The sequence below is a fragment of the Klebsiella africana genome (assembly GCF_020526085.1).
Classification (GTDB): Bacteria; Pseudomonadota; Gammaproteobacteria; order Enterobacterales; family Enterobacteriaceae; genus Klebsiella; species Klebsiella africana.
Genome location: NZ_CP084874.1, coordinates 907,069 through 926,298 on the forward strand (window position 1 = coordinate 907,069; position 19,230 = coordinate 926,298).

At 61.9% G+C, this 19,230-nt stretch carries 15 protein-coding genes; 5 read left to right on the forward strand and 10 right to left on the reverse strand.

Going from position 1 to position 19,230, the window contains the following annotated elements:
- The first annotated feature begins 58 nt into the window (after positions 1 to 58).
- Genes ptrA through recD form a run of 3 tightly spaced genes read left to right on the forward strand, consistent with a single transcriptional unit; the run spans position 59 to position 8,318 of the window.
- Positions 59 to 2,944 carry a pitrilysin gene (ptrA, locus tag LGL98_RS04480; RefSeq protein ID WP_136029265.1) on the forward strand — a complete coding sequence of 962 codons (2,886 nt, stop codon included), beginning with the start codon at positions 59 to 61 and terminating at the stop codon, positions 2,942 to 2,944.
- Positions 2,941 to 6,477: an exodeoxyribonuclease V subunit beta gene (gene recB, locus LGL98_RS04485; RefSeq protein ID WP_136029267.1), complete on the forward strand. Its 3,537-nt coding sequence runs from the start codon at positions 2,941 to 2,943 to the stop codon at positions 6,475 to 6,477. Before ptrA ends, recB begins: the two co-directional genes overlap by 4 nt.
- Positions 6,474 to 8,318 carry an exodeoxyribonuclease V subunit alpha gene (gene recD, locus LGL98_RS04490; protein ID WP_136029268.1) on the forward strand — a complete coding sequence of 615 codons (1,845 nt, stop codon included), beginning with the start codon at positions 6,474 to 6,476 and terminating at the stop codon, positions 8,316 to 8,318. The genes recB and recD overlap by 4 nt, the downstream gene beginning before the upstream one ends.
- 58 nt (positions 8,319 to 8,376) lie before the next feature.
- Here the strand turns inward: recD and LGL98_RS04495 are convergent, their stop codons facing one another.
- From LGL98_RS04495 to argA, 3 genes are all read right to left on the reverse strand, one after another.
- Positions 8,377 to 8,697, reverse strand: a complete 321-nt coding sequence (locus tag LGL98_RS04495; protein WP_136029270.1) for a hypothetical protein — start codon at positions 8,695 to 8,697, stop codon at positions 8,377 to 8,379.
- Positions 8,698 to 8,764: 67 nt separating this feature from the next.
- Positions 8,765 to 9,085 carry a hypothetical protein gene (locus LGL98_RS04500; RefSeq protein WP_136029272.1) on the reverse strand — a complete coding sequence of 107 codons (321 nt, stop codon included), beginning with the start codon at positions 9,083 to 9,085 and terminating at the stop codon, positions 8,765 to 8,767.
- 229 nt (positions 9,086 to 9,314) lie between these two features.
- On the reverse strand, positions 9,315 to 10,646 hold the full coding sequence (argA, locus tag LGL98_RS04505; protein WP_004149616.1) for an amino-acid N-acetyltransferase: 1,332 nt from the start codon (positions 10,644 to 10,646) through the stop codon (positions 9,315 to 9,317).
- A 227-nt stretch (positions 10,647 to 10,873) separates the two neighbouring features.
- Here argA and amiC point away from each other — a divergent pair, with 227 nt between their 5' ends.
- Positions 10,874 to 12,127: an N-acetylmuramoyl-L-alanine amidase AmiC gene (amiC, locus tag LGL98_RS04510; protein WP_136029274.1), complete on the forward strand. Its 1,254-nt coding sequence runs from the start codon at positions 10,874 to 10,876 to the stop codon at positions 12,125 to 12,127.
- Positions 12,128 to 12,144: 17 nt separating this feature from the next.
- Positions 12,145 to 13,221 (forward strand): threonine-phosphate decarboxylase CobD, encoded by a 1,077-nt coding sequence (cobD, locus tag LGL98_RS04515; protein ID WP_136029276.1) that lies wholly within the window; start codon positions 12,145 to 12,147, stop codon positions 13,219 to 13,221.
- A gap of 3 nt (positions 13,222 to 13,224) precedes the next feature.
- Here cobD and LGL98_RS04520 read toward each other — a convergent pair whose 3' ends face one another.
- The 7 genes from LGL98_RS04520 to pduQ all read right to left on the reverse strand — a co-directional run bounded on the left by LGL98_RS04520 (position 13,225) and on the right by pduQ (position 19,227).
- Complete coding sequence (locus tag LGL98_RS04520; protein ID WP_136029278.1) at positions 13,225 to 14,091, reverse strand: L-threonine kinase; 867 nt, start codon at positions 14,089 to 14,091, stop codon at positions 13,225 to 13,227.
- Between the two features lie 91 nt (positions 14,092 to 14,182).
- The gene (locus LGL98_RS04525) at positions 14,183 to 15,397 is read right to left on the reverse strand and encodes an acetate/propionate family kinase (RefSeq protein WP_136029280.1); all 1,215 of its coding nucleotides are present in this window, start codon (positions 15,395 to 15,397) and stop codon (positions 14,183 to 14,185) included.
- Positions 15,394 to 15,834, reverse strand: coding sequence for a propanediol utilization protein PduV (pduV, locus tag LGL98_RS04530; protein ID WP_136029282.1), 441 nt, complete (start codon positions 15,832 to 15,834; stop codon positions 15,394 to 15,396). The genes LGL98_RS04525 and pduV overlap by 4 nt, the downstream gene beginning before the upstream one ends.
- 4 nt (positions 15,835 to 15,838) lie before the next feature.
- Positions 15,839 to 16,189, reverse strand: a complete 351-nt coding sequence (gene pduU, locus LGL98_RS04535) for a propanediol utilization microcompartment protein PduU (RefSeq protein WP_002915850.1) — start codon at positions 16,187 to 16,189, stop codon at positions 15,839 to 15,841.
- Positions 16,189 to 16,743 (reverse strand): propanediol utilization microcompartment protein PduT, encoded by a 555-nt coding sequence (gene pduT, locus LGL98_RS04540; protein ID WP_136029284.1) that lies wholly within the window; start codon positions 16,741 to 16,743, stop codon positions 16,189 to 16,191. The genes pduU and pduT overlap by 1 nt, the downstream gene beginning before the upstream one ends.
- A 10-nt stretch (positions 16,744 to 16,753) precedes the next feature.
- The gene (locus LGL98_RS04545; RefSeq protein WP_136029286.1) at positions 16,754 to 18,118 is read right to left on the reverse strand and encodes a 4Fe-4S dicluster domain-containing protein; all 1,365 of its coding nucleotides are present in this window, start codon (positions 18,116 to 18,118) and stop codon (positions 16,754 to 16,756) included.
- Positions 18,115 to 19,227: a 1-propanol dehydrogenase PduQ gene (pduQ, locus tag LGL98_RS04550; RefSeq protein WP_136029288.1), complete on the reverse strand. Its 1,113-nt coding sequence runs from the start codon at positions 19,225 to 19,227 to the stop codon at positions 18,115 to 18,117. The genes LGL98_RS04545 and pduQ overlap by 4 nt, the downstream gene beginning before the upstream one ends.
- Positions 19,228 to 19,230: the final 3 nt, after the last annotated feature.

The following is a 19,230-nucleotide window of genomic DNA, read 5'->3' on the forward strand; positions in this document are numbered from 1 at the left end:
ATGGACATAAAAGGCTGCACGCTGTGCAGCGCAAGTTTGTTAATGATGAGGTTCGTGAATGCCCCGCAGTTTATGGTTCAAGGTTTTTGTTGTGCTGGCCGCCCTCTGGGCGCCGTTTAGTCAGGCCGACACCGGATGGCAGCCGATTCAGGAGACGATCCGCAAAAGCGAAAAAGATACGCGTCAGTATCAGGCGATCCGCCTTGATAACGACATGGTCGTGCTGCTGGTTTCCGATCCGCAGGCGGTGAAATCGCTGTCGGCGCTGGTGGTGCCGGTGGGATCCCTGCAGGATCCGGCCGATCATCAGGGGCTGGCGCATTTTCTGGAACATATGACGCTGATGGGGTCGCAAAAATATCCCCAGCCTGACAGCCTTGCAGAGTTTCTTAAACTGCACGGCGGCAGCCATAACGCCAGCACCGCGCCTTACCGCACCGCGTTTTATCTCGAAGTGGAAAATGATGCGCTGGACGGGGCCGTAGATCGCCTGGCCGACGCTATCGCCGCGCCGCTGCTGGATAAAAAATATGCCGACCGCGAACGTAACGCGGTCAACGCCGAGCTGACGATGGCCCGGACGCGAGACGGGATGCGCATGGCCCAGGTCAGCGCGGAGACCATCAACCCGGCTCACCCGGCGGCCCACTTCTCCGGTGGCAACCTCGAGACGCTCAGCGATAAGCCCGGCAGCCCGGTACTTGATGCGCTGCATACCTTCCGCGATAGCTGGTACTCCGCCAACCTGATGAAAGCGGTGATCTACAGCAACAAGCCGTTGCCGGCGCTGGCGCGGATGGCTGCTGACACCTTTGGCCGCGTGCCGAATCGTCAGATCAGCAGGCCGGAAATTACCGTCCCGGTGGTCACGGATGCGCAAAAAGGCATCATTATTCACTATGTGCCGGCGATGCCGCGTAAAGTGCTGCGCGTCGAGTTTCGCATCGACAACAACAGCGATCGCTTCCGCAGTAAAACTGATGAGCTGGTCACCTATCTTATTGGCAACCGCAGCCCGGGTACGCTCTCTGACTGGCTGCAAAAGCAGGGGCTGGCGGAAGGGATCCGCGCCGATTCCGATCCGGTGGTAAACGGCAACAGCGGCGTACTGGCGATCTCTGCCACCCTCACCGATAAAGGCCTGGCGCACCGCGACGAAGTGACGGCGGCCATTTTCAGCTACCTCAACCTCCTGCGTACTCAGGGTATCGATAAACGGTACTTCGACGAACTGGCGCATGTGCTGGCGCTGGATTTCCGCTATCCGTCGATCAACCGCGACATGGACTACGTGGAATGGCTGGCGGATACCATGATCCGAGTGCCGGTCGAGCATGCGCTGGACGTAGTGAATATTGCCGACCAGTACGACCCGCAGGCGATCAAAGACCGGCTGGCGATGATGACCCCGCAGAACGCCCGTATCTGGTATATCAGTCCCCAGGAGCCGCATAACAAGACGGCCTATTTTGTCGATGCGCCGTATCAGGTGGATAAGATTAGCGAGCAGACCTTCGCTGACTGGCAGCAAAAATCACAGGCCATCAAGCTGCAGCTGCCGGTGCTCAACCCCTATATTCCGGATGATTTCACCCTCATCAAAAGTGATAAAGCCTGGCCGCATCCGCAGCTGATCCTTGATGAACCGACGCTGCGGGTGGTGTATGCCCCGAGCCAGTATTTTGCCAGCGAGCCGAAGGCGGACATCTCCCTGGTGCTGCGTAACCCCCAGGCGATGGACAGCGCTCGCCGGCAGGTGATGTTTGCCCTCAACGATTATCTCGCCGGCATCGCCCTCGACCAGCTCAGTAACCAGGCGGCGGTCGGCGGCATTTCGTTCTCCACCGGCGCTAATAACGGATTAATGGTTAATGCCAACGGCTATACCCAGCACCTTCCGGCGCTGTTCAGCGATTTGTTGCAGGGATACTTCAGCTATACGCCGACCGAGGAGCAGCTGGAGCAGGCCAAATCCTGGTATGCGCAGATGATGGACTCCGCCGAGAAAGGCAAAGCCTACGATCAGGCGATAATGCCGATCCAGATGGTCTCCCAGGTGCCGTACTTCCAGCGCGAAGTGCGCCGGGCGCTGCTGCCCTCCATCACCCTTAAAGAGGTGCTCGACTACCGCGCCAACCTGAAAACCAAGGGGCGTCCTGAACTGATGGTGATCGGCAATATGACCGCCGATGCCGCCACGACGCTGGCCCGCCAGATCCAGCAGCAGCTGGGCGCTGACGGCAACGAATGGTGCCGTAATAAAGACGTGGTGGTGAACCGGCAGCAGCTGGCGATCTTCAACAAAGCGGGCAACAGCACCGACTCTGCGCTGGCCGCGGTGTTCGCGCCGCCCAACGTGGATGAGTTCAGCAGCACCGCCGCCAGCACCCTGCTGGGGCAGATTATTCAGCCGTGGTTCTACAACCAGCTGCGTACTGAAGAGCAGCTCGGCTACGCGGTCTTTGCCTTCCCGATGAACGTGGGGCGCCAGTGGGGCATGGGCTTCCTGCTGCAGAGTAGCGATAAGCAGCCAGCCTTCCTCTGGCAGCGGTTCCAGGCCTTCTTCCCCACCGCGGAGGCGAAGCTGCGGGCGATGAAGCCGGAAGAGTTTGCCCAGCTCCAGCAGGCGGTGATAAGCCAGATGCTGCAGGCACCGCAGACGCTGGGCGATGAAGCCTCGAAACTGAGCAAAGATTTCGATCGCGGTAATATGCGTTTTGATTCACGTGATAAAGTAGTGGCTCAGATTAAACTGCTGACGCCGCAAAAACTTGCCGACTTCTTCCATCAGACGGTGGTGGATCCGCAGGGCATGACGATATTGTCCCAGATTTCCGGTAGCCAGAATGGCAAAGCGGACTATGCCCAGCCGAAAGGCGGCAAAGTGTGGGAAAACGTCAGCGCATTGCAGCAATCCTTACCCCTGATGCGAGAGAATGAATGACCGATACCGCTGAGTCTTTGGATCCCCTGCGCTTGCCCCTGATCGGCGAGCGCCTGATAGAAGCCTCTGCGGGCACCGGAAAAACCTTTACCATCGCCGCGCTATATCTGCGGCTGCTGTTGGGGCTGGGCGGTGAGGCCGCCTATCCCCGCGCCATCAGCGTTGAAGAGCTACTGGTGGTGACCTTTACCGAGGCGGCGACCGAAGAGCTGCGCGGGCGTATCCGCAGCAACATCCACGAACTGCGCATCGCCTGCCTGCGCGGCGAATCCGACAATCCGCTCTACAGCGCGTTGTTGGCGGAGATCGCTGATAAAGACGACGCTGCGAAGACGCTGCTGCTGGCTGAACGGCAGATGGACGAGGCGGCGGTATTCACCATCCACGGCTTTTGCCAACGGATGCTGAGCCTTAACGCCTTCGAGTCGGGCATGCTGTTCGAGCAGCAGCTGATCGAGGATGAATCCCGCCTGCGCTATCAGGCATGCGCCGATTTCTGGCGCCGCCACTGCTATCCCCTGACCCGTGATATCGCGGCGGTGATCCACGACGTCTGGAAAGGGCCGCGCGATCTGCTGAAGTCCCTTGACCGCTGGCTGCAGGGCGAAGCGCCGCAGCTTAAGTCGCCGCCAGCCCCCAACGAGACGCTGGCCGAACGCCATCAGCAGATCATCGCCCGCATTGACTCGCTCAAGCAGCAGTGGCGCGAGCAGGTGGGCGAGATCGAAAGCGTGCTGGAAAATTCCGGCCTTGACCGGCGGAAGTTTAATCGCGGCAACCAGGGCAAGTGGATGGAGAGAGTGAACGCCTGGGCGCAGGAAGAGACGTTGAGCTACCAGTTGCCCGACGCGCTGGAGAAATTTGCCCAGTCGTTTCTGCTCGAGCGCACCAAAGCCGGTGGCGAACCGCCAGTGCATCCCCTGTTTAGCGCCGTAGAGTCGCTGCTGGCCTCCTCGCTGACGCTCACCGATCTGGTACTGGCGAGAGCGATGGTCGAGATCCGCGATGCAGTCGCGCGCGAAAAGCGCCGCCGCGGCGAGCTGGGGTTTGACGATATGCTCAGCCGGCTTGACGAGGCGCTGCGCGGCGACAGCGGCGAGGCGCTGGCCAGCGCCATTCGCCAGCGTTTTCCGGTGGCGATGATCGATGAATTTCAGGACACCGACCCCCAGCAGTACCGGATTTTTCGCCGCATCTGGCGCCAGCAGCCGGAGACGGCGCTGCTGCTGATCGGCGATCCGAAGCAGGCCATCTACGCCTTTCGCGGCGCCGATATCTTTACCTATATGAAAGCGCGCGGCGACGTTGCCGCGCACTACACCCTTGATACCAACTGGCGCTCATCGCCGGGCATGGTGGGCAGCGTCAATCGGCTGTTCAGCCTCAGCGATAACCCCTTCATGTTCCGCGAGATCCCGTTTCTGCCGGTGAAGGCGGCGGCAAAGAATCAGGGCCTGCGCTTTACCGTGGATGCGGCGGACGTACCGGCGATGAACGTCTGGCTGATGCCCGGCGACACCGTCGGGTCTGGCGATTATCAGACCTTTATGGCGCAGCTCTGCGCCACGCAGATCCGCGACTGGCTGAGCGCCGGTCAGCAGGGGCGCGCGCTGCTGTGGCGCGGGGAAACCTCGCGCCCGGTGCAGGCTTCAGATATTACCGTGCTGGTGCGCAACCGGCTGGAGGCGGCGCAGGTGCGTGAAGCGCTGCAGACGCTGGGCATCCCCTCGGTCTACCTCTCCAACCGCGACAGCGTTTTTGAGACGCTGGAGGCCCAGGAGCTGCTCTGGCTGCTGCAGGCGGTGCTGGCCCCGGAGCGGGAAAATACCCTGCGCAGCGCGCTGGCGACCTCCATGTTTGGCCTGACCGCGCTGGATATTGAAAATCTGAACCAGGACGAGCAGGCGTGGGACGCGCTGGTAGAGGAGTTCAGCGAATACCGCCAGATCTGGCGGCAGCTCGGGGTGATGCCGATGCTGCGGGCGTTGATGACGGCCCGGCATATCGCCGAGAATCTGCTGGCGACGCGCGGCGGCGAGCGGCGCTTAACCGACATTCTGCATATTAGCGAATTGCTGCAGGAGGCGGCCAGCCAGCTGGAAAGCGAGCATGCCCTGGTGCGCTGGCTGGCGCAGCATATCGCCGAGCCGGACAGCAACGCCGCAAGCCAGCAGATGCGTCTCGAAAGCGATAAGCACCTGGTGCAAATTGTCACCATTCACAAGTCAAAAGGGCTGGAATACCCCCTGGTCTGGCTGCCGTTTATCGCCCGGTTTCGTAAACAGGACCAGGCGTTTTACCACGATCGCGAGACGTTCGCGGCGGTGCTGGATTTGGGCCAGGATGAGGCCAGCCTCGAGCTGGCGGAGGCGGAACGACTGGCGGAAGATCTGCGCCTGCTGTACGTCGCCCTGACCCGCGCGGTCTGGCACTGCAGCCTCGGCGTGGCGCCGCTCAGTAGCCGGAAATCCGGCAACAGCGATTTCCACCTCAGCGCGCTGGGGCGGCTGTTACAGGCGGGCGAAGCCATGGACGCCGCCGGGCTGACCGCGCAGCTGGCAGACTTCTGTCATGGCGATATTGCATTACAGAGACCGGGCGAGCTGGATCTCACCCCGTGGCAGGCGCCCGCGGCGACCATCCCCCCGCTGTCGGCGCGTGAGCTACAGCGCCGTATCGCCGACGACTGGCGGGTGACCAGCTACTCCGGGCTGCAGCAGCATGGTTTCAGCGGCGGGCAGGATCTGCTGCCGCGTCTGGATGTCGATGCCGCCGGCGTCGGTGAAGTGGTGGAAGAGCCGCAGTTGACTCCGCACCAGTTCCCGCGCGGCGCCGCGCCGGGGACCTTCCTGCACAGCTTGTTTGAGGAGCTGGACTTCACCCAGCCGGTGCCGGACGGATGGATGGCGGAGAAGCTGCAGCTGAGCGGGTTTGACGCGCAGTGGGCGCCGGTGCTGACCGACTGGCTGGGCGGCGTGCTGAAGACCCGCCTGCCGGGGCCGGATATCGCGCTCAATCAGCTTGCGGCGCGGGATAAACAGGTGGAGATGGCGTTTTACCTGCCCATCGCCCAGCTGCTGACGGCGGAGCGCCTTGACGCGCTTATCCGCCAGTACGATCCCCTTTCCGCCGACACGCCGCCGCTGGATTTCCGCCAGGTGCGCGGCATGCTGAAGGGCTTTATCGATCTGGTCTTCCGCCACGAAGGCCGCTATTACCTGCTGGATTACAAATCCAACTGGCTGGGGGAAGATCGCGAGGCCTATACCCGGCCGGCGATGGAGCAGGCGATGCGTGCCCACCGCTACGATCTACAGTATCAGCTGTATAGCCTGGCGCTGCACCGCTATCTGCGCCACCGGCTGGCCGATTATGACTATGACCGCCACTTCGGCGGCGTGATTTATCTTTTCCTGCGCGGCATGGACGGGCAGGAGGGGGGGCAGGGGATCTTCACCACCCGGCCGGTGAGACCGCTGATTGACGGTCTGGATCAGCTTTTTGCCGGAGAAACTCAGGAGGAGGCCTCATGACTTTCGAACAACTACTGCTGGCGGCGGTGGAGCAGCATCTGCTGCGGCCATTGGACGTCCAGTTTGCCCTGATGGTGGCGCAAAACGACCCGCCAGCGGTTAAGCTGGCGGCGGCCTTGCTGAGCCGCGATGCCGGCGAGGGGCACGTCTGCCTGCCGCTCTCGCGGTTGAGCGGTGACGAGGCGCTGAGCGGTAAAGCGGGGGAGATCCGCGATCGGTTGCTGGCCGAAGCTGGCGCGCCGGAGGACTGGCCCGGGCTACTGCTCGCTTCGTCGGCGGTGAGCTGCGGCGATGCTCCGGCGCCGATGATTTTGTGCGGCGACCGGCTCTATCTGAACCGGATGTGGCGCAACGAGCTGACCGTCGCCCGCTTCTTCAATGAAGCCAACCGGGTGCTGGAGATGGATGAAGCCCGGCTGGCGTCAACCCTGAATGCCCTGTTCCCTGCCACCGGCGAAACCGACTGGCAAAAAGTGGCCGCGGCGGTGGCGCTGACCCGCCGTATCTCGGTGATCTCCGGCGGTCCCGGGACCGGGAAGACCACCACCGTGGCTAAGCTTCTGGCGGCACTGATTCAGATCGAAGACAGCCCGCGCTGTCGTATTCGCCTGGCGGCACCGACGGGGAAAGCGGCGGCGCGCCTGACCGAATCGCTGGGCGCGGCATTAAGAAAGCTGCCGCTAACCGACGCGCAGAAAGCGTTAATACCCACCGAGGCCAGCACGCTGCATCGTCTGCTGGGCGCCCAGCCCGGCAGCCAGCGGATGCGCTATCACGCCGGCAACCCGCTGCATCTGGACGTGCTGGTGGTGGATGAGGCCTCGATGATTGACCTACCGATGATGTCGCGGCTCATCGACGCGCTGCCGGCCCACGGGCGGGTGATCTTCCTCGGCGATCGCGACCAGCTGGCCTCCGTGGAAGCGGGAGCGGTGTTGGGGGATATCTGCGCCTGGGCGAGTTCGGGCTATACCGCCGCGCGGGCGCAGGAGCTGACCCGGCTGACCGGTTCGCCGGTACCGGCGGGCGAGGGGGCTATCGCGGGCGCGCTGAGAGACAGTTTGTGCCTGTTGCAAAAGAGCTATCGCTTCGGCAGTCACTCCGGCATCGGGAGCCTGGCGCGGGCGGTGAACGCTGGCGCGCGCGCGGAGGTGAAGGCCACGCTGCGCCAGCCGTTTGACGATATCGCGCTTCATCCCCTCAGCACGACTGAAGAGTACGAAGCCATGCTCGGCGCGGCTCAGCAGGGCTATGAACGCTACCTGCAGCTGCGCCGCGAGCGGGCCGAACCGCAGGCCATGCTGGCCGCTTTCAGCGAATTCCAGCTGCTATGCGCGCTGCGCGAAGGGCCGTACGGCGTGAGCGGCGTCAATGAGCGGCTGGAGCAGCGGCTCAACCGCCAGCGGGCGATCGCCCTGCCGCGCCACTCCCGCTGGTATGACGGCCGACCGATCATGATATCGCGCAACGATAGCGCGCTGGGGCTGTTTAACGGCGATATCGGCATAGCGCTGGAGCGCAACGGCGAGCTGCGGGTGTGGTTCCTGATGCCCGACGGCGCCATCAAGTCGGTGCAGCCGAGCCGTCTGCCGGAGCATGATACCGCCTGGGCGATGACCGTGCATAAATCGCAGGGCTCGGAGTTCGAACATGCGGCGCTGATCCTGCCGGCGCGCAGCGTCCCGCTGGTGACCCGCGAACTGGTCTACACGGCGATCACCCGCGCGAAGAAGCGATTGTCGCTCTATGCCGACGAGCAGGTGCTCTCCCAGGCCATTGTGACGCGCACCGAGCGGCGCAGCGGCCTGGCGGAGATTTTCGCCGGGCGCGAAGCCCCCTGAGACGCCGGGTCCGGGCGATGGGAAAATGCTGCAGCCGTTGCCCGGACTGGCGGAAAAATCAGTAACTGAAGAACAGGGGGATAAGCCAGAGCGCCGATATCGAGTTCATGGCCAAAAAATACCACCCATAGCGCATGGGGAGTGATGTCGTTGAGAGATCGGCAATAACGATAATAGCCAGTGAAATTAGCAGATTGGCTATCGACATGACGATGAACAGCAACACCACCATCAGCCCGGCCGCCATGGCGCCGGATGAGGGGCCTCCGCTACCCGCCATCATCGTTATCAGCAACAGTGCCCAGGGATAGAGGGAGATGACCAGCACGATGTTTTTGATGTTTCTGATCACCCAGTTGGGCTGTTTTTTCGTCGTCATTATCTGTCCTTAGCGTAATGAAATATTTATCGTGTTTTTCACCTGAATCATCATGACGGTGGGGCCCTTAAGGCCATATGGCCAGCAGTACGAGCCACCATAGTGATATTGAATTCATCGCGAAAAAGCGCATTGCCGCGCCGCTGGCCAGCGGTGGGGTGGAACAGCGGGCACAAAAAATCACCAGCGAGGAGATGAGGAAATTAATGCCGGATGTCAGGGCCAGCAGAAATAATATCGCGATGGCGGCGCCGAGCGCGGCATAGCCATGCTGAGGATGACGCTGGTTATCCCAGAGCAGCAAAATCAACAGCAACCACGGATAGAGGGCGACCGCGGCGGTAATGAGGTTGATATGTCTGACCAGCCAGTTCGGTTTGGTTTCCATTCTTTCAGCGATCCTTGCAGGGCGGGGGGTGGCCGTGGCGCCAGTCGACATCCTGTCGACAGCCAATAGCATATCGGTGAGCCAGCGGGAAAGGAATGGCCTGCGCGGAAACCAGGAATTTAGCCCGCGTGTCGCAGATAAGCGCCGACGCGAACAGGGTGGAGACTGGCCCAGGATAAAGCGATAAGTGTCGCGCTATCCCGGGCCGTTAGGTAAAGAGGAGATGAACTTAAGCGAGGTCGGCCATCAGCACCTTCGACCGGCGCTGATAGTTATACATTTGCTTTTTACTCTCCGGCAGCAGGTCAATATCTACCGGCGTGAAGCCGCGCTCCTGGAACCAGTGGATACTGCGGGTGGTTAACACGAACAGCTTGCTCAGCCCCATCTGCCTGGCCTGAGCGGCAATACGCTCCAGCAGCACCTCTCCCCGCGACGAGCTCCGGTAATCCGGATGCACCGCCACGCAGGCCATTTCGCCGATCTTCTCTTCCGGGAAAGGATAGAGGGCGGCGCAAGCGATAGTGGTATTATCGCGCTGAATAATGGTGAATTTGTCGATCTCCATCTCCAGCTGTTCGCGGGAACGGCGTACCAGGATGCCCTGCTGCTCGAGCGGGCTTATCAGCTCAAGAATACCGCCGATATCATTGATGGTCGCCCGACGGATCTGCTCCGCGCTCTCCATGACGATCTGAGTGCCGATGCCGTCGCGTGAAAACAGCTCCTGCAGCAGCGCGCCATTTTCCTGATAGCTGATCAGGTGGCAGCGCCGTACGCCGCTGCGGCAGGCCTTCACCGCCCCGCGCAGGAAGCGCACGGTGCCGGAGTTGTAGTCTTCGTCTGCTTCCAGCTCTTCGACGCGGGCCTGCGCTTCATTAGGGAACAATTCGGAGACAATTTCCCCGGCCTGGTTGTAAACCCCTTGCGACGAACAGAAGCCGATCATCTTCTCCGCCTTCAGCTTGATGGCCAGCTGGGTAGCGATCTCTTCCGAAGTCAGGTTAAAGCTCTCGCCGGTGACCGACACCGCGACCGGCCCCATCAGGACAATGGCGCCGCTATCGAGCTGACGATGAATCGCCTCTTCGTCAATGCGGCGAATGCGTCCGCTGTGACAATAATCGACGCCGTCATCGACGCCTAGCGGTTGGGCAATGATAAAGTTGCCGCTGACGACGTTGATATGGGCTCCCTGCAACGGGGTGTTGTTGAGGCTCATCGACAGGCGGGCGGTGATCTCCAGCTGCAGCATCCCCGCCGCCTGCTTAACCAGCTCGAGCGTTTTGGCGTCAGTCACTCGCGTCTGCTTGTGATAGACCGGCTCGTGATGGTGCTCGGCGAGGTTAGCGTCAATCTGCGGGCGGGCGCCATAGACCACCACCAGGCGAATGCCCAGGCTATGCAATAATCCTATGTCATTGACAATATTTGAGAAATTTTCATGCTCAATGGCTTCGCCGCCCAGCATGATGACAAACGTTTTTCCCCGATGGGCATTAATATAGGGAACAGAATGGCGGAATCCTTCTACCAGTTCAGTGCGACGTTCCTTCACCATGACAAACCCTCAATGCATGATTATTCGTAATTATTGTATTTTTATTCTGTTTTGCTGTTAAACGCAAGCCCCAATTTTAGGCTAAGTCACGAAAAACATGTGACCCGGCGCAGGGTGTCAATGAATGTTTACCCTTTTATAGATGACAGGTTATATGCCTTTCGTTAAAGTTTCTGGTCAATCTGTTTGTTTTGGGTATAAATGCGTTTTTATTGCTTGGGAGTGGCATGTCGGGAAACAACTCTGGATTAAGCCGTCGCCGTTTATTGCAGGGGGCGGGCGCCATGTGGTTAATGAGCGTGAGCCCTGTCGGGCTGGCCGCCGCCGCGCGGGTGGTCGCTGTTCGCGTCTGGCCAGCATCGACCTATACCCGCGTTACGGTGGAATCGAATCATGTGCTGAAATACCGGCAGTTTGCCCTCAGTAATCCGGAACGAGTAGTGGTCGATCTGGAGGGGGTTAACCTGAACTCGGTACTGAAGGGCATGGGAGGGCAGATCCGCGCTGACGATCCCTTTATTAAGTCCGCCCGCGTGGGCCAGTTTGATCCGCAAACCGTGCGCATGGTCTTCGAACTCAAGCAGAATGTTAAGCCGCAGCTGTTTGCCCTCGCGCCGGTGGCCGGCTTTAAAGAGCGTCTGGTGATGGATCTCTATCCCTCCAACGCCACCGATGTTCAGGATCCGCTGCTGGCGCTGCTCGAGGATTACAACAAAGGCGATCTGGAGCGGCAGGTGCCGCCGGCGCAAAGCGGGCCGCAGCCGGGCAAAGCCGGGCGCGACCGACCGATTGTCATCATGCTCGATCCCGGGCACGGCGGCGAAGACTCCGGCGCCGTGGGGAAGTATCGCACCCGCGAAAAAGATGTGGTGCTACAGATCGCCCGTCGCCTGCGGGCGCTGATCGACAAAGAAGGCAATATGAAGGCCTATATGACCCGCAACGAAGACGTGTTTATCCCGTTGAAAGTGCGTGTCGCCAAGGCGCAGAAGCAGCGCGCCGACCTGTTCGTGTCGATTCACGCCGACGCCTTTACCAGCCGCCAGCCCAGCGGCTCTTCGGTGTTTGCCCTCTCCACCAAGGGGGCCACCAGTACCGCGGCAAAATATCTCGCCCAGACGCAGAACGCCTCCGATCTGATCGGTGGGGTCAGCAAGAGCGGTGACCGCTACGTCGACCACACCATGTTCGATATGGTGCAGTCCCTCACCATCGCCGACAGCCTCAAATTTGGCAAGGCGGTGCTGGAGAAAATGGGCAACATCAATAATCTGCACAAGAATCGGGTAGAGCAGGCGGGCTTTGCGGTGCTGAAGGCGCCTGATATCCCCTCCATTCTGGTGGAGACGGCGTTTATCAGTAACGTGGAAGAAGAGCGGAAACTGAAAACAGCCAAATTCCAGCAGGAGGTGGCCGAGTCGATCCTCGCCGGGATTAAAGCCTACTTCGCCGACGGCGCGACGCTGGCCCGCCGCGGATAACCACACAGGAAAGGGACATGGCCTTACTGAAAAGCGCCCATGGCGGTAACATCCGCGAGGCCGCCGCCCTGCTGGGCATAGCCCCCGGCGAGCTGCTGGATTTTAGCGCCAACATCAATCCGCTGGGGATGCCTGCCTCGCTCAGACAGGCGATCGTTGACAATCCAGGCTGCGCCGAACGCTACCCTGACGTCGAGTATCAGCAGCTGCACCTGGCGCTGGCTGCCCACCATCAGCTACCGGCGGCGCATATCCTCGCCGGCAACGGCGAAACTGAATCGATCTTCACCCTCGCTCACGGTCTTAAGCCGCGGCGGGCGATGATCGTCATTCCCGGTTTTGCGGAGTACCGGCGGGCGCTGCAGACGGTGGACTGCGAGGTGGTGGAGTATGCCCTGCGGGAGTGCGATGGCTGGCAGCTGACTGACGCCATCCTCGATGCCCTGACTCCGGCGCTGGACTGCCTGTTTCTTTGCACCCCGAACAACCCCACCGGCCTGCTGCCGGAGCGGGGCCTGCTGGAAGCCATTGCGCAGCGCTGCCGGGCCCTGAATATCAGCCTGATCCTCGATGAGGCCTTTCTTGATTTTATGCCCGACCAGCCGGGATTTATTCCCCTGCTGGCGCAGTACCCGCACGTCTGGGTTCTGCGCTCGCTGACCAAATTTTATGCTATTCCGGGGCTGCGTCTCGGCTATCTGCTCAACGCTGACGCGCAGGCAGTGGCCCGACTGCGCGAGCGACAAATGCCGTGGTCCATTAATGCCTATGCCGCCCTGGCCGGGGAAATTATTCTCCAGGATCGGGCGTATCAGCGGGCCACCTGGCAGTGGCTGCAGGAGGAGGGAGCGCGTTTCTATGCGCAGCTGCAGGAGATGGCCGGGCTGACCGTGTGGCCCGGGCGTGCTAACTACCTGTTCTTGCGCTGCGACAGACCCGATCTTGACCTGCAATATGCCATGCTGCGCCAGCACGTGCTGATCCGCAGCTGCGCCAACTACCCGGGGCTGGATAGCCGCTATTTCCGGGTGGCGATCCGCAGCGCCGAGGAAAACGACCAGCTGCTGGCGGCGCTGCGCCGGGCGCTGGCCTGAGGCCTACTGCAGGGTGACGCCCCCGGGCACCATCGCCAACAGATGCTGCTGCGGCCAGTGGGCGGCGATGTCGCTGTCTGCCAGCCGCCATTGCAGAAATTCGACGTCATGACGACGGCGGTCCAGCAGCAGGCCGACGACGCTGCCGCTGTGCGCGACGTTGAGGCCATAGAGCCCTGCGTTTTCCACCAGGTCCAGCAGTACGTCAAATCCCGGCTTAGGCAACAGCTGCTGGCTGGCAATGGCGCTGATGGTTGCTGCTTCGCCCAGCAGCTGCGGGTTGCCGCAGTGGCAGGCCTGCTGCACTTTCTCCCACGCCAGCTGCAGCCGGGAGGCGTTTGCCAACAGGCCCGGCTCGCGCGGTAGCTGGTGATAGTCGGTGGTGCGCAGCGTCAGCGGGCTCTCCAGCACTAACAGGTCGAGCGCCGGCGGAGGGGGACAGGCGATTTGCGTGGCGGCGGTATTATGATCGAACAGTGTCAGCTGGCGAAACAGGGTGCTGTCGGTAGGCTCCAGCGCGACGCACAGGCGCGCCAGCGTCGGCTCATCCAGTAGATGGCCCAGATGATGGGCGGTGGCGACGGCGGTGGCAGCGATATCGGCGGTGCTGCTGGCCATCCCTTTGGCCACCGGGATCGTTGAGTGCAGGGTGATGCGGATCTGCTGGCTCAGCGCTGGAGGATAGCCCCAGTGGGCCAGCAGCTGGTCGACCATCGCCCGCGACAGCGGCCGCTCGTCTTTTCGTGGCACCCCGGTCTCGACCTCGACGGTGCTGTACCAGTCCACCGGACAGGAGACCAGCTTTTCGCTGCCGAGGATCCAGCCCTGGATAAGTTCTCCGCACGAGGCGGGACATTGTGCAACAGCCACGTTTTCACCTTTCCGCTTACCTTCGCCAGGGCGCATAGTGGCATGGCGGCCCGCCGGTTACCATGATTCTCCGCAAGAGGAGGTGCGTCGTTTATGCCGACACCGCCAGCTCGCGCGCCTGCGGCAATGCAAGACGCATGACGTCGCGGGCAATCATTAGCTCTTCATTGGTGTTGATCACCGCCACTTTGACCAGCGCATTATCCGCCTGAATAAAGGTCGTGCTCCGCTGGTTTTTCTCGTCGTCCAGCGCGAGGCCGAGAAAGTGCAAATTGCGGCAGATCGTCGCCCGCGCCCGGGCGGAATTCTCGCCTATGCCGCCGGTAAAAATCAGCGCGTCCAGACCCCCCATCTGCATGATATAGCTGCCGATAGTCGCGCGAATGCGTTCGGCAAACAGCGACAGCGCCAGAGCCGCCCGTTCGTTGCCGGCGTCAGCTGCCTGTTCGACGTCGCGGTAATCAGAGGATACACCGGAGACGCCAAGCAGCCCGGATTCATTATTCAGCAACTGGCTGAGCTGCTGGGCGGATTTCCCTTCTTTCTCCACCAGCCAGGGAAGAATCGACGGGTCGATATCGCCGCTGCGGGTGCCCATCATCACCCCGGACTGCGGGGTAAAGCCCATTGAGGTATTCACCGACTGCCCGCCTTTGATGGCGCAGACGCTACAGCCATTGCCCAGATGGCAGCTTACTACCCGCAGGGCGCTCAGCGGTACGCCCAGCTTTTCCGCCAGCGCGCTGCTGACATAGTGATGGCTGGTACCGTGAAAACCGTAGCGGCGAATGCCCAGCTCGGCGTAATAGCGCCAGGGGAGGGGATAGAGCCAGGCCTCCGGCGCCAGGGTCTGGTGAAAGGCGGTATCAAAAACTGCCACCGCCGGTACCGCGGGTAACAGCTGGCGAAAAAGACGAATGCCCAGCGCATTGACCGGGTTATGCAACGGCGCCAGCTCCGCCAGGCGCTCGATCTCCCGCAGGGTATCGTCGCAGACCAGCGCGGCGTCTTTGAAGCGTTCGCCGCCGTGGGCGACGCGGTGGCCAACGCCGTCGATCTCCTGCAGGCTGCTCAGGATCCCGCGGCCGGTCAGCGCCTCCAGCAGCAGGGTCACTGCCTCATGGTGATCAGCGATGGGCAGCGTCTCCTGCCATTTCTGTGCCGACGTTTTCAGCGTGAAGCGGGCCTCGGGCAGGCCGATACGTTCGATCAACCCCTGACAGAGCAACGCCCCCTGCGGCATGTTAAGCAGCTGAAACTTCAGGGAGGAGCTGCCGGCGTTAATCGCCATGATTTTATAGGTCATTGATATTCCTCTGTATTCAGGCAGGCGAACAGGTCATCAAGCCCGTCGCCGGTTAACGCGCTGGTGATAAAGATATGTCCGGCGCCCGCCGCGTCGAGCCATGCCCGGACCTGTTGCAGACGGGGCGGGGCGGCCAAATCGGCTTTGGTGATCACCCCGATGACCGGGCGGTTCATCGGGGCGGTAAACCCCGGAGAAAAAGGTGACCAGGGCGCATCGGCATTCAGTACCAGCGCGATGACATCGGCCTCGCAGGCGCTGGTTAACAGCGCGCTGTACAGGCAGCGATTTTCCAGATATTCCCCGGGGGTATCGATGGTGGTCGGCGTCCAGACGATGGCCTGCGTTTTCTGATAACGCAGCGTTTCGCCACGCAATACCTGGGTCAACGAGGTTTTGCCGCACTGGCTGGGTCCGATAAGCATCAGGCGTTTTATGGGCTCAGGTCCGGGTAATTGGGCAAGCGGTGAAGCGCATCAGCTCACCGAGGGTGCGTGTGACCTGCCTGAGCGCGTACTCCACGGCGGAGACATCGCCGGTCAACACCACCGCGCCGGTGAAGCGATCGAGAAAGCCGATCTCCACCGCGCCGGATTTGGTGGCGATGTCGCAGGCGATAATCGATGCTTCACTGGGGGTAATGGTAAGAATGCCGATGGCGGAGACCGCGTCCGGCAGACCCAGCTTTTTGAACAGATCTTTGCCAGGATTGGCAATGAGATGCGCCAGAGTGACCTGTTTGCCCGGGACATACTCCTGGATCATGCGTTCGGTAGGGGTTTGCGGTTCCATTATCCCTCCATCAGCTGTTGCCACAGCGCATCGTGCGGTCGCGGGATCACTGCCCGGTAAACCAGTAATCCTTTCTCGCCTGCGCTGTCGCTGGCCACCGTGACGGCGTTGTCGACATCGGCGATATCACCCGCCACCACCATGTAGCATTTGCCGCCGATACCAAACGCCATATGGACCCGCACCAGGGTGACGTTGGCGGCTTTCACCGCGCGGTCGGCGGCGCTGATGCACGCCGCTACGCTCCAGGTTTCGACGATCCCCGCCGCCTGTCGCTGCTCGACCACGTTGAGACCGCTGATCGCCGGTAGGATGCTGGGGTGAATGTTGGCCAGCACCAGGCTGTCCACCAGCATTTCCCCGGCGCGCGCGGTGCCGGCGGCGATTGCCTGCTGCACGGCGCCGACGTCGCCGCCGAGCATCAGCAGGAATTTCCCGGGGCAAAGGGTTCTGCAGAGCAGGAGCTGTACGTTCGCGCTTTTCAGCATGACGTCGCCCAGCTCCATCCCCCTGGCGATGCTGGTCAGTTCTAAAATTCCGATAGCCTGGGTCATGATTAACCTCTTACAAGCGTAATGAACCTCTTACAAGCGTAATGGCCTGCTCCGTGATGGCGGAGACCAGGCCGTCAATACTGGCGTGTACCGGCGCGCCGAGGGCGTCGGCAGGGATATCTGCCAGCAGCTGGCCACGCGTCACCTGCTCTCCCGGCGCGACGCAGGGCACGGCGCTGATGCCGATATGCTGGCGCAGGGGCAGGGTGACGCAGGTCACCCCCGGTTCCACCGCCGTCAGCGGCGCCTCCTGATACCAGGGATCAAGCCCCAGTTTGCTGATGAGCCGCTTGACCGGCACCAGCCGATGCTTCGCCATCTCGTCCGCCGGTCGCAGCGGCCCGTCGTAGCGCAGATTTTTCGCCCTCAGCTCACGTTTCAGCAGACGGTTGATGCGCATGGGGGAAATACCCACCGGGCAGGCGACGCTCTCGCAAACGTTGCACTCCGAACAGGTCAGGGCGCTGAGCAGCAGCGACGGGGTGGCCGCCTGGCGATAGTTCACCGCCCGTACCAGCAGATGAGGGGAAAGCTCATGGCCGATCAGGTGCCGGGGGCATAAATCTGTGCATAAACGGCACTGTTCACAGACAGTGCGGGCGATGGCGAGCAGCGTTCTCTCATCCTGCCGCCGTCGCTGGATCAATGGATGGTTGCCCGGGAGCACCAGCAGGCCGCCGGTGGTTTTGGTGACCGGTGTCTCGAGGGAGGTAATAAGCGAGCCCATCATCGGCCCGCCGTTGATAAACCCCGGATCGTCAACCGTCGCGCCACCGGCCAGATCCAGCACCTCGTGCAGCGACATGCCCAGCGGTACGGTCAGCGTCAGCGGACGGGCGACGGCGCCATTGACGGTCAACGTCCGGCGAGTTACCGGATAGCCTTGCTCTACGGCTCTGGCGATATTGAGTACTGTCTGCACGTTATTGACCACCACGCCGACGCTGACCGGCAGTGCGGCAGGCGGTACGCGGCGTCCCGTCGCCAGCCAGATAGTGAGCACCTCATCCCCGGCCGGATAGACGTCAGGCAGAATATGCAGCCGGGCCCATCCCGGGAGTCGCGGGGTTAAGGCCGCAATCGCCGCAGCATATTTCGCCTTCAGGGCAATGATCCCTTCCCGGGCACCGGTGGCGGTCATTGCGTAACCCAGGCCGCGAATCAGTCGGTCAGCCTGCTGCGCCATCAGCTGTTGATCAACCTTCAGCATCGGTTCGCATTCGGCGGCGTTCACCAGCACGGTGTCCACCAGGGCCTGCAGTTTGATGTGGGTCGGAAAGCCTGCGCCACCGGCTCCCACGACGCCGGCAGCCCGGACGCGCTCGCGGATCTCCGCCGCGTCCATGTCTGGTAGTGGCACTATCGTTTCCCTCATTGCAGGCTCTCCAGCAGTTGCGCAATGGCCGCGCCATCGGCCGGGCGCGGGTTGGTGCGCAGGGTGGCGTCGGCCAGCGCGGCCGGCACCATGGCGGGAATTCGCGATAAGAACAGGGGATATTTTTCCTGCAAGGCGCCCTTGAGGGTGGGAATGGCACACTGCTGTTTCAGCGTTTCCACCGCGGCAATCAGCGCCTGGACAGCCTCCTGCTCGCCAGCTTCGGGCGGGCAGAAGCGGCAGGCCCTGGCCAGGCGCGCATAGCGCTTCGCCGCTCGCGGCTCGCCGGCGTTGAAGCGGATCACCGAGGTCAGCAGCAGCGCGTTGGCCAGGCCATGGGGGAGGTGAAACTGGCCGCCAAGCTGATGGGCGATCGCATGATTGAGCCCAAGGCCAGCCTGGCTAAAGGCCATGCCGGCAAGGGTTGAGGCATTGTGCATTTTACTGCGGGTCGCGACGCAGTCGCCCTGGCGAACCGCAACGGGCAGGGCGCGAAACACCAGCCTGGCGGCCTTTTCCGCCAGCGCATCGGTAAAATCGGTGGCCTGCGGCGAGACCCATGCCTCAAGCGCGTGGGTTAGCACGTCCAGCCCGGTATGGGCTGTGATCGTGGGCGGTACGCTGACCACCAGCGTCGGGTCGATGATCGCCATGTCGGGACAGAGCGCCTCATGGAACAGCGGGTACTTGATCCCTTTTTCCGGGTCGCTGATGACGCAGGCGCTGGTCACTTCCGAACCGGTACCGCTGGTGGTGGGGATCGCCACGCAGGTGTCGACAGGCAGCCCGCCCTGTTGACTGAACCAGACGATAGCCTTGGCGGCATCCATCGCCGAGCCGCCGCCGAAGCCGATCACCACCTGCGGACGCAGGGCCTGCATCTGCGCTATCCCTTTCGCTACGGTATGAATGGTCGGATCCGGCGTAATATCGCTGAACACGCTGATGCGGTTGCTGGCGGGCAGCGCGGCGCGCAGCCGGTCAAGCAGCGGTGAGCGAGCCAGGAAGCCGTCGCAGACGATCCAGATATGCTGATGGCTAAAGCGCTGCAGCGCGGCCAGGCTGCCCGGGCCGCTGTAGAGGCGCGTTTGCAGAGAAAAGGTGTGCATGGC